This is a genomic window from Pseudoalteromonas luteoviolacea NCIMB 1942 (assembly GCF_001625595.1).
Lineage (GTDB): Bacteria > Pseudomonadota > Gammaproteobacteria > Enterobacterales > Alteromonadaceae > Pseudoalteromonas > Pseudoalteromonas luteoviolacea_A.
On record NZ_AUXT01000180.1, the window covers coordinates 1 to 13,836 of the forward strand.

General features: G+C 42.4%; 12 protein-coding genes. 4 read left to right on the forward strand and 8 right to left on the reverse strand.

Translation table 11 applies throughout. The features are described 5' to 3' along the window. Positions 1-25 precede the first annotated feature (25 nt). A complete protein-coding gene (gene ffh / locus N482_RS15670; RefSeq protein ID WP_063377923.1) occupies positions 26-1,405 on the reverse strand; it encodes a signal recognition particle protein in 1,380 nt (459 codons plus the stop codon). A gap of 164 nt (positions 1,406-1,569) precedes the next feature. Between ffh and N482_RS15675 the strand changes: the two genes are divergently transcribed. Both N482_RS15675 and N482_RS15680 read left to right on the forward strand, forming a co-directional pair. Then, positions 1,570-2,373, forward strand: coding sequence for a cytochrome C assembly family protein (locus tag N482_RS15675; protein WP_063377924.1), 804 nt, complete (start codon positions 1,570-1,572; stop codon positions 2,371-2,373). A gap of 83 nt (positions 2,374-2,456) precedes the next feature. Further along, entirely contained in the window at positions 2,457-3,734 is a 1,278-nt protein-coding gene (locus tag N482_RS15680) for an HlyC/CorC family transporter (protein WP_081227987.1), read from the forward strand. A gap of 104 nt (positions 3,735-3,838) precedes the next feature. Here the strand turns inward: N482_RS15680 and N482_RS15685 are convergent, their stop codons facing one another. The 6 genes from N482_RS15685 to rluD all read right to left on the reverse strand — a co-directional run bounded on the left by N482_RS15685 (position 3,839) and on the right by rluD (position 11,677). After that, positions 3,839-4,447 carry a transglycosylase SLT domain-containing protein gene (locus tag N482_RS15685; protein ID WP_063377926.1) on the reverse strand — a complete coding sequence of 203 codons (609 nt, stop codon included), beginning with the start codon at positions 4,445-4,447 and terminating at the stop codon, positions 3,839-3,841. Between the two features lie 115 nt (positions 4,448-4,562). After that, positions 4,563-6,140, reverse strand: a complete 1,578-nt coding sequence (gshA, locus tag N482_RS15690; RefSeq protein ID WP_063377927.1) for a glutamate--cysteine ligase — start codon at positions 6,138-6,140, stop codon at positions 4,563-4,565. Positions 6,141-6,207: 67 nt separating this feature from the next. Further along, entirely contained in the window at positions 6,208-7,143 is a 936-nt protein-coding gene (locus N482_RS15695; protein WP_063377928.1) for an NADP-dependent oxidoreductase, read from the reverse strand. Between the two features lie 171 nt (positions 7,144-7,314). Then, entirely contained in the window at positions 7,315-9,891 is a 2,577-nt protein-coding gene (gene clpB, locus N482_RS15700; RefSeq protein ID WP_063377929.1) for an ATP-dependent chaperone ClpB, read from the reverse strand. 78 nt (positions 9,892-9,969) lie between these two features. Continuing rightward, on the reverse strand, positions 9,970-10,710 hold the full coding sequence (gene pgeF / locus N482_RS15705) for a peptidoglycan editing factor PgeF (protein WP_419555043.1): 741 nt from the start codon (positions 10,708-10,710) through the stop codon (positions 9,970-9,972). Beyond that, positions 10,700-11,677: a 23S rRNA pseudouridine(1911/1915/1917) synthase RluD gene (rluD, locus tag N482_RS15710; protein ID WP_063377930.1), complete on the reverse strand. Its 978-nt coding sequence runs from the start codon at positions 11,675-11,677 to the stop codon at positions 10,700-10,702. Before rluD ends, pgeF begins: the two co-directional genes overlap by 11 nt. A 123-nt stretch (positions 11,678-11,800) precedes the next feature. Between rluD and N482_RS15715 the strand changes: the two genes are divergently transcribed. Then, positions 11,801-12,559 (forward strand): outer membrane protein assembly factor BamD, encoded by a 759-nt coding sequence (locus N482_RS15715; RefSeq protein ID WP_063377931.1) that lies wholly within the window; start codon positions 11,801-11,803, stop codon positions 12,557-12,559. 46 nt (positions 12,560-12,605) lie between these two features. On the opposite strand, the gene glnB is transcribed toward N482_RS15715, so the two are convergent. Beyond that, a complete protein-coding gene (gene glnB / locus N482_RS15720) occupies positions 12,606-12,944 on the reverse strand; it encodes a nitrogen regulatory protein P-II (RefSeq protein WP_010382451.1) in 339 nt (112 codons plus the stop codon). Positions 12,945-13,075: 131 nt separating this feature from the next. Between glnB and N482_RS15725 the strand changes: the two genes are divergently transcribed. Continuing rightward, a complete protein-coding gene (locus N482_RS15725) occupies positions 13,076-13,618 on the forward strand; it encodes a GspH/FimT family pseudopilin (protein WP_081227988.1) in 543 nt (180 codons plus the stop codon). Positions 13,619-13,836: the final 218 nt, after the last annotated feature.

The following is a 13,836-nucleotide window of genomic DNA, read 5'->3' on the forward strand; positions in this document are numbered from 1 at the left end:
TCCCTTTTTTATTTTCTAGCAATGATTAAAATTTAGGACCGCCGCCGCCAAACATACCCGGTGGCATCATGCCTTTCATACCGCGCATCATTTTCATCATGCCGCCTTTGCCTTTCATCTTCTTCATCATTTTTTGCATTTGCGTAAACTGCTTAAGTAGCTTGTTGATGTCTTGTACCTGAGTACCAGAACCGGCTGCAATACGCTTTTTGCGCGACCCTTTTATGATTTCTGGTCTTGCACGCTCTTTTGGTGTCATAGAGCTAATTATGGCTTCCATTTGGTTGAAGGTTTTGTCATTTACCTGCCCTTTAACCGCATCTGGTAAGTTGTTCATACCTGGCAACTTTTCTAACATAGACATCATACCGCCCATGTTTTTCATCTGCTTAAGTTGCTCGGAAAAATCTTCAAGTGTAAAACCGTCGCCTTTAAATACTTTTTCTGCAACTTTCGCAGCCTTGTCTTTATCAACTTTGGCTTCCACTTCTTCGATAAGTGATAAAACATCACCCATCCCAAGAATACGCGAAGCAATACGATCAGGGTGGAAAGGCTCTAACGCATCGGTACGCTCACCTACACCAATAAATTTAATCGGTTTACCTGTAATGTGGCGAATAGATAGGGCTGCACCACCACGGGCGTCACCATCGGTTTTAGTCAGGATCACACCTGTGAGCGGCAGCGCTTCATCAAAAGCTTTAGCCGTATTAGCAGCATCCTGACCAGTCATTGAATCAACAACAAATAACGTTTCAATTGGATTAATTGTCGCGTTTAGTTCTTTGATCTCATCCATCATGTCACTGTCGACATGCAAACGACCAGCCGTATCCACCAGCACCACATCGATGAACTTTTTCTTAGCGTGATTTACCGCATTGTTAGCAATGTCTACTGGCTTTTGTGAAATATCACTTGGGAAGAACTCAACATCAACTTCTGAGGCCAATGTCTCCAGCTGTTTGATAGCCGCTGGACGATATACATCGGCACTTACAACAAGCACAGACTTTTTCTTTTTCTCTTTTAAGAATTTGGCTAGCTTACCAACACTGGTTGTCTTACCTGCACCTTGCAAACCTGCCATCATAACTACAGCCGGCGGCTGTGCATTTAGGTTTAGCTCTTCATTCGCTTCACCCATGGCCTTTTCAAGTTCTTCACGAACAATTTTTATGAAAACCTGACCAGGGCTTAGACTTTTAGTTACTTCAACACCAACAGCACGCTCTTTTACTTGTTTTACAAACTCACGTACTACAGGCAGCGCAACGTCAGCCTCAAGAAATGCCATGCGCACTTCACGCAGTGTTTCTTTAATATTATCTTCAGTCAAACGGCCTCTGCCGCTGATATTTTTAAGCGTTTTTCCTAAGCGTTCTTGGAGGTTCTCAAACATGTATCGCTTCCACTATCTCGTAATTACGCAACATTATACTGATATGCGCGCAAGTAATACAGTATTCAAGTTATACAAAGATTCTTTTTACAAAGTCTTTGCAAGCGACGAGGCTTAAAATACAATAGCCTATAAAAGGACCACGTAAAGTAGACATAAAGTTCATGATCATTATTTTGTCATTGTTGGCGAGCCTGTTTTACACACTGGCGACGGGGCACGTGCTTTCACGCTTGTTTCATAAAGAAGGCCCAAGCCAAAAATTAACAGTCATCTTAAGTACTGTCGCTATTTTGAGCCACATGCTTGTGCTCGTGAACTCAGTGTTTACACAGCATGGTCAAGATTTAAGCACCATCAATATTGCACTGCTTACTTGTTGGGTCATTGTAGTCTCAGTCACAACTGTATCACTTAAATTCCCAGCAACGCTTCTATTACCTGTTGTATATGGCTTTGCAGCCATTTTATTAGTAGCAAGCCTATTTATTCCACACCACATCATTATGGATGATATCAATGTGGATTTAGGCTTAGTTACGCACATTTCACTGTCTTTATTAGCGTACTGTATTTTGATTATTGCGACGCTTTACGCTGTGCAGTTCTTTTTTATTGATAAGCGATTAAAAAGCAAAGACCTCGCTATTATGAACAGTCATTTACCACCGTTGATGCAAGTTGAATCACAACTTTATCAGCTACTAACCGTTGGTACAGCGCTGCTTACTCTTGCACTACTTGCGGGCTTTGTATTTTTAGATGGCATGTTTGATAAAGCATCTATTCATAAGACGGTTTTGTCACTCATAGCTTGGGTTATTTTTAGTGCTGTAACCATAGGTCATCACCAGTTTGGCTGGCGCGGCAAACCCGTCGTTTTTGCGGTGCTTGGAGCTTCAGGCATCGTAACATTGGCCTATTTTGGAAGCCGATTTATACAAGAAGTCATCTTGGATAAATTTTAGAATAAGAAAAGTGAGCATGGAACTTGACTCTTATTCTATGCTGACGCTTAATAGCCTTTCGAAAGTAAAAAAAGGATCCTCTGTTGGACGACATATCCACTAGCGCCCTGTTCATTATACTGGGCGTACTGATACTGATTTCCGGATACTTCTCAAGTTCAGAAACCGGCATAATGTCAATTAATCGGTACAGGCTTAGACACTTAGTTAAAGAAAACAATAAATCAGCTAGGCGTGTAAATAAGCTACTCAAAAGACCTGATCGTTTAATCGGCCTTATTCTCATAGGTAATAATCTAGTCAATATTGCAGCATCCGCCGTAGCAACGGTGATAGGTATGCGTTTACTTGGTGATGCGGGTATTGTTGTGGCAACGTTTGCCCTTACTCTGGTCATATTGATTTTTGCCGAAGTGACACCCAAAACACTCGCAGCTTTGTATCCTGAAAAGGTAGCCTTTCCAAGCTCTGTTATCTTAAAAGTCTTATTAAAAGTACTCTTCCCCGTTGTGGTTACGGTCAACTGGATCACCAATGGCATGCTAAAGTTGTTTGGTGTATCGCCAGAGCAAATTGAAGAACATAGCTTGAGTAAAGAAGAGCTTAAGACTGTTGTAAACGAGTCTAGTGCGATGCTGCCAACGAATCATGGTAGCATGCTGACGTCTATATTAGACCTAGAGCAAGTTACCGTTGAAGACATCATGATCCCGCGCAGTGAAATAAACGCCATTGATATTAATGACGACTGGAAAGATATTACGCGTAGATTAACCAACGCTCAGCACACCCGCGTGCTCTTATATCGAGACCAAATTGACGATGCCGTAGGGTTTATTCACTCTCGAGACGCGCTACGCCTGCTCACTAAAGAGCAATTCGACAAACCTTCACTGCTACGTGCAGTACGAGAAATTTACTTCATTCCAGAAGGTACGTCACTAAACACTCAGTTGCTGAAGTTCCAACAAAATAAAGAGCGGATAGGTCTAGTTGTTGACGAATATGGTGATATCCAAGGTCTGGTAACACTTGAAGACATTTTAGAAGAAGTTGTCGGAGATTTTACGACGACTCAAACACCAACCCCGAGTGATGAAGTCACTATTCAAAGTGATGGTTCAGTGCTGGTTGATGGTGGCGCAAACATTCGCGATCTAAATAAAGAAATGGGATGGGAGCTACCCACTGAAGGTCCAAAAACCTTAAGTGGGCTTATTGTAGAGTATCTTGAAGATATCCCTGAATCGCAACTCAGCCTAAAAATTGCCAACTATCCGATGGAAGTTTTAGAAGTAAAAGAGAATATGATTAAAGTTGTTAAAGTCTTTCCATTACAACCAACTAAATCTCTCACCTAAATGAATAAAGGCCAGTGTCATACACTGGCCTTTTAGATTTGAGCAGGTTGAATTAAGTACCAATTAAAACCACAATTTCTATACTGGCTACTCGTGTTTAAACTCTATGAAAACAAACGCTCAAACCAGTTCTTGTCTAAGTCATCTTCACACCTTTTAAGTTGTGCACCATAACGAGAAGCACGATGCTTAACTTTATTGGCTACTTTCATTAACCATTTTTTCTTCTTATAGGTGCCACGTCGATATCCTCCCCACCCTTCGTGGTAATTAAGATACTGCGCATACGCATCCCATTTAGAGACGCCATTCACCTTATGCGTTTTATAAACAAACCAGCCCATAAAATCGATGGCATCCTCAAAGTCATCTCTGTCTGCCCCAGAGTTACCTGTTTCGCGGATATAATCACTCCAAGTCATCGTCTTGGCCTGAGAGTACCCATATGCTGAGCTAGCTCGGCCTACTGGAATGAAACCTAAAAAATACTCCATTGGCGGTGCGGCATCATGTCTAAATGAACTTTCTTGATACATCATGCTCATTAGCACATGTTTTGGCGAACCCCACTTTTCTTGTGCATCACGTGCATCGTAATACCAATCTTCTTTTTCTTCAAAAATCTTGCAAATATCATTAGGTTGCTTGGGTGGCGCGGTGGCACAACCGGCCATAGTAAGAAGTAGAGGTAAAAATATTATTTTTTTTCGCATTTTTTTGAACTCACCTGAACTTTTCTATTTTGCTGAGGTCATATTACTTGAATGCAGCAGTTTAGCATTGTTTCATCCCTGATATTTTTGACGCAGCCAACTTGGCTGCGTTTTTTTATGCCTTTTCGAAGTAATCTTGCAAAAATGCTTTAAATGATAGGATATCGTTTTCTACCACTGCTTTTTCGTCTTCAAAAGACTGAGCAGCCTGCTTGTCTAAATCCGCTTTACAATAGTATTGATAGTCAGCACTGAGATGCTCATTTTTGTATCGCTTGGCAATATCAAGCGCTTGCTCTGCGGAATCCCCACCTGTTTCACGAAGTGAAGATACAAGCTTACCAGAAAAGGTGTCATCCGGGTTCGTAACCCAAGTTGCAAGATTACGCACAGTATCAGAGTAAAGCGTATGTCCATGCGCCGCGTCAAACAACTCAGCGACTTTTGTAAGCCCTGAGAAAATCTCGTCACCCCATTGGGCGATGGTTATCTTCTCCTCATCTCGCTGTAACACTGTATTAGTATCACGACCAGTACTGATAACAGCTTGGAGATTTTGATCCGATACTTGCTGCTCTTCCCAGCTCATTTCCGGTGCATCTTTCAGTAAGCAATACGTTAAAAATACATCCAAAAACCTAATTTGCTCTATGCTAATACCCGTATCAGAAAATGGGTTCACATCCAATGCACGGATTTCAATGTATTCAATTCCACCACGAGATAAGGCCTGAGTCGGAGTTTCATGCTTTTGTGCATTACGCTTAGGTCTAATAGGCGAATAGAACTCATTTTCTATCTGGAGAATATTTTTGTTTAACTGCTTAGGTGTTTCTGCGCGAAAGTCATCAATGCCCTCATAAAGGTCTGAGCGGCATCGTATTGCTCTTTGCAAACCCGCCACATACTCCGTCAAGCTGTTGTACATGACTTTTAATGAAGATTGCTCACTGTTGGTATACCCCAAGTCACCTAAACGAAGTGCCGTGCCATTAGGCAGATACAATGTGCCCTTACCTTGCTTTTCAAAAGGTAAGTTACTCTGCTTACCTTGCAAAAACGAACTACATAAAGCTGGAGATGCACCAAACAAGTAACTAATCATCCACAGTTCTCGTTTAAAGTTGCGAATAAGCCCTAAATACTTATTTGAAATGTAGTCTTGTAACTGACTGTCATCTTGCTCACTCACTTTTAGGGCAAGCCAAAAAGACTCTGGAAATGAGATATTGAAATGCACACCAGCAATCGCCTGCATCATACTTCCATATCTATTTTTTAACCCTTCTCGATATAGCGTTTTCATTTTACCGATATTGGACTCACCAAATTGAGCCAATACAATGTCTTGCTGGTCTTCGATAAAACAAGGCATGCTCATTGGCCACAGCATTTCGTCGCCCATATTGGCCAACGTATATTTTTGTAAATCTCTTAGCTGCGCTAATGTCTGCTCAGCGGAAGTACTAACTGGGGTGATAAACTCAAGTAGAGACTCTGAAAAATCAGTTGTAATTGAGCTATGTGTCAACGGATGGCCGACACCTTCAGGGTGAGGTGTTTTGGCAATCTTACCAGATGACTGGATCCGCAGTGCTTCTCGTTCAATACCCCGCTGTATTCCGATTAAAGAGGATACAAGCGTGGATGTGGCAAGCTTTTCTAGCTTGCTTGCAAAATTAGTTTGTTTCAAAAAAATACCTCGAGGCTCGGATCAAGCTTAAGTTATGCCATCCTCAATGGGGGCAATTTATAAATACTCAAGCCACAATTATAACTTTACCAAAGTGTTGACCTTGCTCAACAAATGTGTGCGCCTGGCTTAATTCATCTAATTTGTACTTTTCACTCACAACTACTTTCAGCTGGTTATTTACTACAGCCTGATATAGTGTGTTTAATTGCTGACAATTTGGAGCAACCAAAACACTTTCACCTCGCATTTCAAGCGAATGGCCATGAGTTATTACATCATCTTTGGTCACCGTGGGCACCGTAACGAAGAACGAACCGCGCTCCATATTGCTCAACATTTTCTTTGCAATCTCACCACCAACTAGGTCTAGTAACTGCCCAGCTTTCTTTTGAGCAAAAAAGTCATCGTAATGTATATAAGGTAACTCAAATTCAAATGACGCTATCAAATCGCCACGATTCGTTACCGCAACGACATCGAATCCTATGTTTTTTGCGATTTGCACGGCCAAATGTCCAACACCACCTGTTGGCGCATTGATATATAAAGTGCCGTTACTTGTCGATAGCTTAGACAAAGCTTGTACCGCTGTGAGTCCCGCTAAACTTAGACCCGCAATATCAAGAGAAACTTTCTCTTCGACACAAATAATTTGTTCGCTACTTGCGATTACATGAGACGCATAGCACCCAGGGCTTGATGGAAAACCTACCATGCCAAGTACAGTATCTCCTGGCTGAATATCCGAAACATCTTCTCCTACCTGCTCGACTACGCCCAATAGATCGTAGCCAAGTGGCAAAAACTCCCCAGGCAGTTTCGCTTGAGCCACATAGCCATGACCACTGCGCGTTTTTATGTCTATCGGATTAACTGATGACGCCAATACACGAACCCAAACTTGCTCCGCCCCGAGCATTGGTTTAGTCGACATCCTGACATTTAACTGTTCAGAAATACCAAATTCAGTTACGCCCATTTGCTTATATTGATTATTCATGGAATGCCATCACGGTAGACTAAATAGCTACCAAATCTACCATATAAAATGAGATCCCCCCAATAACTTCATCGTGTTCTCAAGGTGATTCGTGAGATTATAGGCCAGTAGGAAAAGAATATATCGAGGCAAACACAGATACGTTAAGCACACTTGCCTCGAATCGACGTATTATTGTGCATCAAAGTTGATTGCGTCGTCTTTGACTGAAACCGTGATCGTATTTGCCCCAGTAAAATCACCTTGTAATAGGTTCTGTGCTAGCGGGTTTTCGATATACTGCTGAATTGCACGTTTTAATGGTCTTGCCCCAAAAACTGGATCAAAACCACTTTGAGCTATTTTCTCCAGCGCCTCTTCGTTGACTTCAAAACCAAAACCATTCTCCTTCAAACGTGATGCTAGCTTGTCTAGCTGAATGCTGGCTATTTCTTTGATGTGTTCAGTCGCCAATGGATGGAAAACAACAGTCTCATCAATGCGATTAATGAATTCCGGTCTAAATTGAGTCGTCAGCACTTCCATTAATTTGGTTTTTAAAGCGACATAATCGTTGTTGCCAGCTTGCTCTTGAATAACATCTGAGCCTAAGTTAGAGGTCATGATAATGACGGTATTTTTAAAGTCTACTGTACGACCCTGTCCATCTGTTAAGCGGCCATCATCAAGCACTTGTAGTAGAATATTGAACACATCAGGGTGCGCTTTTTCTACTTCATCAAGTAACACCACCGAATATGGCCTACGTCTAACAGCTTCGGTTAAATAGCCACCTTCTTCATAACCAACATAGCCCGGTGGTGCACCCACTAAGCGCGCAACAGAATGCTTCTCCATAAACTCCGACATATCAATACGGACCATGGAATCTTCAGTATCAAACATAAAGCTCGCCAACGCTTTAGTTAGCTCTGTTTTACCGACCCCTGTTGGCCCCAAGAATAAAAATGAACCAATAGGGCGATTTGGATCAGCAAGCCCTGCTCTTGAACGGCGTATCGCATTTGCGACTGCGTTGACTGCTTCATCCTGACCAATCACCTTGTGGTGTAGTTCACCTTCCATATTGAGTAGTTTTTCTCGTTCACCTTGAAGCATTTTTGCGACGGGGATCCCAGTCCAACGAGACAAAATTTCAGCAATTTCATCTTCTGAGACTTGATTCTTAAGCAAGCTCATTTCTTGCATCTCAGCTTGTGAGGCAAGATCTAGCTTTCTTTCTAGAGCGGGAATGCGTCCATACTGAAGTTCAGACATGCGTTGTAAATCACTGGCTCTTCTTGCAACTTCAAGGTCAAGACGTGCCTGTTCTAATTCAGCCTTAATGACCTGTGTACCTTGCAGAGACGCTTTTTCGGCATTCCAAACTTCATCGAGCTCTTTGTATTCACCTTCTAACTGTAAGATAAGCGACTGCATTTCTGTACGGCGTTTTTGGCTGGCGTCATCTTTTTCTTTTGCCAGTGCATTATCTTCCAATTTCAATTGAATAATGCGGCGCTCAAGCTTATCTAATTGCTCAGGTTTAGAATCTATTTGCAATCTGATTGAAGAACCGGCTTCATCGATAAGGTCAATGGCTTTATCCGGTAGCTGCCTGTCACTAATATAACGGTGAGATAAATTAGCGGCCGCCACAATCGCGGGATCCGTTATATCAACTGAGTGGTGTAGCTCGTATCTTTCTTTTAAACCACGGAGTATGGCTATCGTGTCTTCTACTGTGGGCTCAGACACAAACACCTTTTGAAAACGTCTTTCTAGTGCGGCATCTTTCTCAATGTATTGGCGATATTCATCCAACGTTGTGGCACCCACACAATGTAACTCTCCTCGAGCCAGTGCTGGCTTCAACATGTTACCAGCATCCATTGCACCATCCGTTTTACCGGCACCGACCATTGTATGTATTTCGTCGATAAACAGAATAACGCTGCCTTCTTCTTTAGCAAGCTCATTGAGTACAGACTTGAGTCGCTCTTCAAACTCACCACGATACTTAGCACCCGCTACTAGCGCGCCTAAATCAAGTGATAGCACACGTTTATGTTTCAACCCCTCAGGTACTTCACCATTAATAATACGCTGCGCCAGTCCTTCAACTATGGCAGTTTTACCCACCCCCGGCTCACCGATTAATACGGGGTTATTTTTCGTTCTTCTTTGCAAGACTTGAATCGTGCGTCGTATTTCATCATCACGTCCAATCACCGGGTCAAGTTTACCCTGCTCGGCACGCTCCGTAAGGTCTATCGTATACTTTTCAAGTGCTTGACGAGTTTCTTCTGCATTTGGGTCATCAACTTTTTGCCCACCACGAATAGCCTTGATGGCCTTTTCGACTTTGTCCTGTGTTATATTCAGCGCTCTGAATATGTCTCCCAGCTCACCTTTATCTTCACATGATGCGAATACAAATAACTCACTGGAAATATATTTATCTTTGCGTTTTTGTGCGTATTTATCACACAGGTTAATCAATGAGATTAAGTTGTTTGAGAGTTGGACGTCGCCACCAACACCTTCAACTTTAAAAAGCCTTTCAATGGCTTGAGACAACTTGGTGTTTAGCTCATCTGCACTTATCCCTGCCTGTGCAAACAACGCTCTAACACTTGAACCTGTTTGCTGTAACAACGCATACATTAAATGTACAGGCTCAATAAATTGATGATCTCTTCCTAAAGCGAGGGATTGTGCATCCGATAACGCACTTTGAAATTTGCTGGTAAATCTGTCTAACCGCATGAGATTTCACACCTAAGTAATCTAAACTACTTATTAAAGTGGGTCCTCAATCATACAGGATCAAGTGGTAGGTTTAATTTATTTGCGCCAGATCACCGTTGCCATTCTGCCACATTGCCCATCGCGACGGTATGAGAAAAATAGCTCGGGATGGGAAACAGTGCATAAGTTTTCACCATATACGGACGTTACCCCAAGGGCATGTAACTGCAACTTTGCAATTAAGAAAATGTCAGCCATGTATTTATTCGAAGTAGTGGGACTAAATGCCTGACAATACGCGTCACTTTGTTCGACAAATGCTTGGCGAACCTCAGCACCGACTTCAAACGCAGATACGCCAATTGCGGGCCCAAGCCAAGCCACGACCTCTGTGGAGCTTGCGCTAAAATGATTGAGGGTATTGGCAATAATATTGGCCGCTAAGGGCCGCCAACCACCATGAATAGCAGCAACTTCGTTCCCTTGTTTCGTAGCGAGCAAAATGGGTAAACAATCAGCAGTCATGATGGCCAAAGGCCTACGCCTAAGATTGGTATACATGGCATCTGCTCGAACTAGCTTCGACGTATCTGTATCTTCATTCAATACATGAACTTGATTGCCGTGCACTTGTTCAAGCCACAGCGCTTCAGCCGGTAAGTAAGCACTTAGTGCAGCACGATTTTTAGCGACATCTTGTTCTTTGTCACCGACATGATAAGCGAGGTTCAACTTATCGAAAGGCGCTGATGAGTACCCTCCCAAGCGGGTGCTGGAAGCAGCACCGATTTGGCTTTGTAACGGCCAGCTTGGTAATAGCACAGAGTTAGTACTCAATTTGCGGATTTTCCTTACTGTCACTTCGTAGCACATCAGTAAGTGCTTGCATATCATCTGGGATAGGCGCTTCCCAAGTCATCATTTCACCTGTAATTGGATGAGCGATGCTCAGCTTAACCGCATGTAGCGCTTGCCTTTTGAAACCGCGAAGTGTGTCTAAGAAAGACTCCGAAGCATTTTTAGGCGGGCAAGGTCTACCACCGTATAATTGATCACCGATTAATGGATGCTTTAAATAGGCCATGTGAACACGGATTTGGTGGGTACGACCCGTTTCCAAGCGCAGCCTCAATCGTGTATGAGCTCTGAACTTTTCAGCAACTCGGTAGTGTGTGATAGCCGGTTTGCCCATCTCATGAACAGCCATATGAGTGCGCTTTGTTGCATGACGTCCTATTGGCTTTTCAATCATACCTCCCGCAGTCATAGTACCATTACAAATGGCTTCATACTCACGTGTAAAGTTGGTTCTCGCCTGAAGATTCTTGACCAGATGCGTTTGCGCTTGGATCGTTTTAGCAACAACCATTAGACCTGTGGTGTCTTTGTCCAGGCGGTGTACAATACCTGCACGTGGTACATTAATAATATCAGGATGATGGTGTAACAAAGCATTTAATACTGTGCCATTTGGGTTACCTGCACCGGGGTGCACGACTAATCCCATTGGTTTGTTAATTACCAAGATGTCATCATCTTCATATACGATATCTAGCGCGATATCTTGCGCTTCGTATTCTCGTTCTGCTTCAATTTGTGTTTCGATCTCTACGAGTTCGCCGCCGAACAGCTTTTCTTTTGGCGTGCTCAATAATCGACCATTCACTGTCACTTTTTCATCTAATATCCAAGTTTTTATTCTTGAACGTGAAAAATCAGGGAACAATTGCGCTAATATTTGGTCTAGACGTTTACCGCCTAACTCGATTGGCACTTCGGCTTGTAGAGAAATTTGCTCTGACATGTGTAACTTTACCTAAATTACCAGTGCAAGCCTCGCTCGACTGGGTTAGAATCGCATAAATGCATAGTTTACTCGGTTTTACCGACTTGGCCTAGCCGAAGACAACGAAGGTAGTAAAATAAAATGATAATGAAGTTGGGAAAACGCGCTACAGCAGTTGTAATAAGCGCATCGATACTAGGATTAGCCGCATGTTCTTCAGCCCCAGAACAAGAAGAAATAGAACGCGTACCAAATAAGTCGGTACAGGCTCTTTATGAAGACGCTAAACAAACATTAGATTCAGGCCTATACGCCAGAGCAATTCAATTACTGGGCGCAATTAACGCTCGCTATCCGTTTGGCCCATATTCTAGACAAGTACAGATGGATTTGGTGTACGCTTTTTACCAAACAGGTAACACAGATCAAGCGCTCGCAACTGTAGATCGTTTTATTCGCCTAAACCCAAATCACAAAAACCTTGATTACATGTACTACATGCGCGGATTAATCAACATCAAAGCAGATGAAAATGCTTTTCAAGATTATTTTGGCGTAGATCGCGCTGACCGCGATGTGAGTAAAACACGTGTGGCTTTTCAAGATTTATCAACGCTAATTAAAAACTACCCTGACAGTAGCTACACGCCAGAAGCGAAGAAAAGATTAGCTTGGTTACTAAACAAGATGGCGCGCTATGAGATAAAGATTGCCACTTATTACTTTGAGCGAGAAGCCTATTTGGCAGCGGCAAATCGTGGTAAGTATGTGTTAGAGCACTACTCTCAAAGTAGCTATTTACTTGAAGCGCTAGATATGATGGAAAAGAGCTATGACAAATTAGGTCTTACTGAGCTCAGTGAACACGTTAGAAAAACACGTGCGTTAAATCAACGATAGCACGACTTTTCGGGCATCTAATGATGCCCGAAAGCTTTGACGACGGCTAGATTGCTTCTTCGTCTTCTTCACCTGTACGGATCCTAACCACACGCTCAACTTCTGTAACGAATATCTTTCCGTCACCAATTTTTCCTGTTTGTGCAGTCTTTAGTATCACATCAATCGCCCTGTCGACGTCTTCTTCTGCAAGCACAATATCGAGTTTTACTTTAGGTAAAAAGTCTACCATGTACTCTGCACCACGATATAACTCCGTATGACCTTTTTGGCGTCCAAAGCCTTTGACTTCACACACTGTCATACCTGTGATGCCAATATCAGACAGCGCTTCCCTTACATCATCCAACTTAAATGGTTTAATTATTGCTTCAATCTTTTTCATGATTATCATGCTTCCTCTGGTAGTGCGTCGATTTTAGACAATAGGGCCAAGCAAGGCAAACAAAGGTATTGAATAAAATATTGAAAAGGCGCAATATAAAGTATCTCAATTACGTGTATCAGGAGCTTAATATGCAGCATCAACGGGGCATGAGCTTACTTGAACTGTTAATTACAATCGCTATTTTAGGCGTTCTTGCGGGTTTAACTTACTCATTTACACATTCCACCTTCCAAGACAATCGAGCAGAAAGTTTTTTGCTTGAGTTAAAACGTAGCGTGACATTTGCACGAGCTAAGGCCACAGCCAGTGATGAAATCGTCATTATTTGCCCAGCTATAGAGAGCTTACTCATAGCTAATCAAGACTTTACTTGTACAACTAACTGGAAAACCAATCGAATTGTTATTTTTTTAGATAGAGATAACAACGGTACTTACTCTACAAGTAGTGATGACTTACTAAGAGTCATGGAAAAAGTCAGCACAAATGACACGCTTAACTACCCAGTTGCCTCTTTAAAGTTTGACTCTAGTGGCAGACTAGGTAACGGTCAAAATGGTGATTTTGTGTATTGCCCAAATGGCGCAAATGCACAAAACCAAAGCCTAAGTATTACCCAAGCAGGCACCGCATTGTACACAGGGAATACAACAAACAATTGCACCCTTTAATACGATGAAGGGTACAACTTGTCAGGCCCACTCTGACTACCGTGCCCCTTTATATATACATTAACTCATTCATTAAATAAGCATCCATACTTCATTACACAATAAGAATATGCTTTTGCCAAAGCGCATAGTTTGTATCTTGGCCACTTGAAAGTCTGCGCAATATAATACTTTCACCTCATATACCCACTTAGTTCTAGCCAGTGTTGGCTAACTCT

Excerpts from the sequence above, each read along its gene's own strand:
- N482_RS15695 (WP_063377928.1), bottom strand. The coding sequence starts at position 7,143 with ATGAATAATCAATATAAGCAAATGGGCGTAACTGAATTTGGTATTTCT.
- glnB (WP_010382451.1), bottom strand. The coding sequence starts at position 12,944 with ATGAAAAAGATTGAAGCAATAATTAAACCATTTAAGTTGGATGATGTA.
- N482_RS15675 (WP_063377924.1), top strand. The coding sequence starts at position 1,570 with ATGATCATTATTTTGTCATTGTTGGCGAGCCTGTTTTACACACTGGCG.
- N482_RS15685 (WP_063377926.1), bottom strand. The coding sequence starts at position 4,447 with ATGCGAAAAAAAATAATATTTTTACCTCTACTTCTTACTATGGCCGGT.
- ffh (WP_063377923.1), bottom strand. The coding sequence starts at position 1,405 with ATGTTTGAGAACCTCCAAGAACGCTTAGGAAAAACGCTTAAAAATATC.
- clpB (WP_063377929.1), bottom strand. The coding sequence starts at position 9,891 with ATGCGGTTAGACAGATTTACCAGCAAATTTCAAAGTGCGTTATCGGAT.
- N482_RS15715 (WP_063377931.1), top strand. The coding sequence starts at position 11,801 with ATGATAATGAAGTTGGGAAAACGCGCTACAGCAGTTGTAATAAGCGCA.
- N482_RS15725 (WP_081227988.1), top strand. The coding sequence starts at position 13,076 with ATGCAGCATCAACGGGGCATGAGCTTACTTGAACTGTTAATTACAATC.
- rluD (WP_063377930.1), bottom strand. The coding sequence starts at position 11,677 with ATGTCAGAGCAAATTTCTCTACAAGCCGAAGTGCCAATCGAGTTAGGC.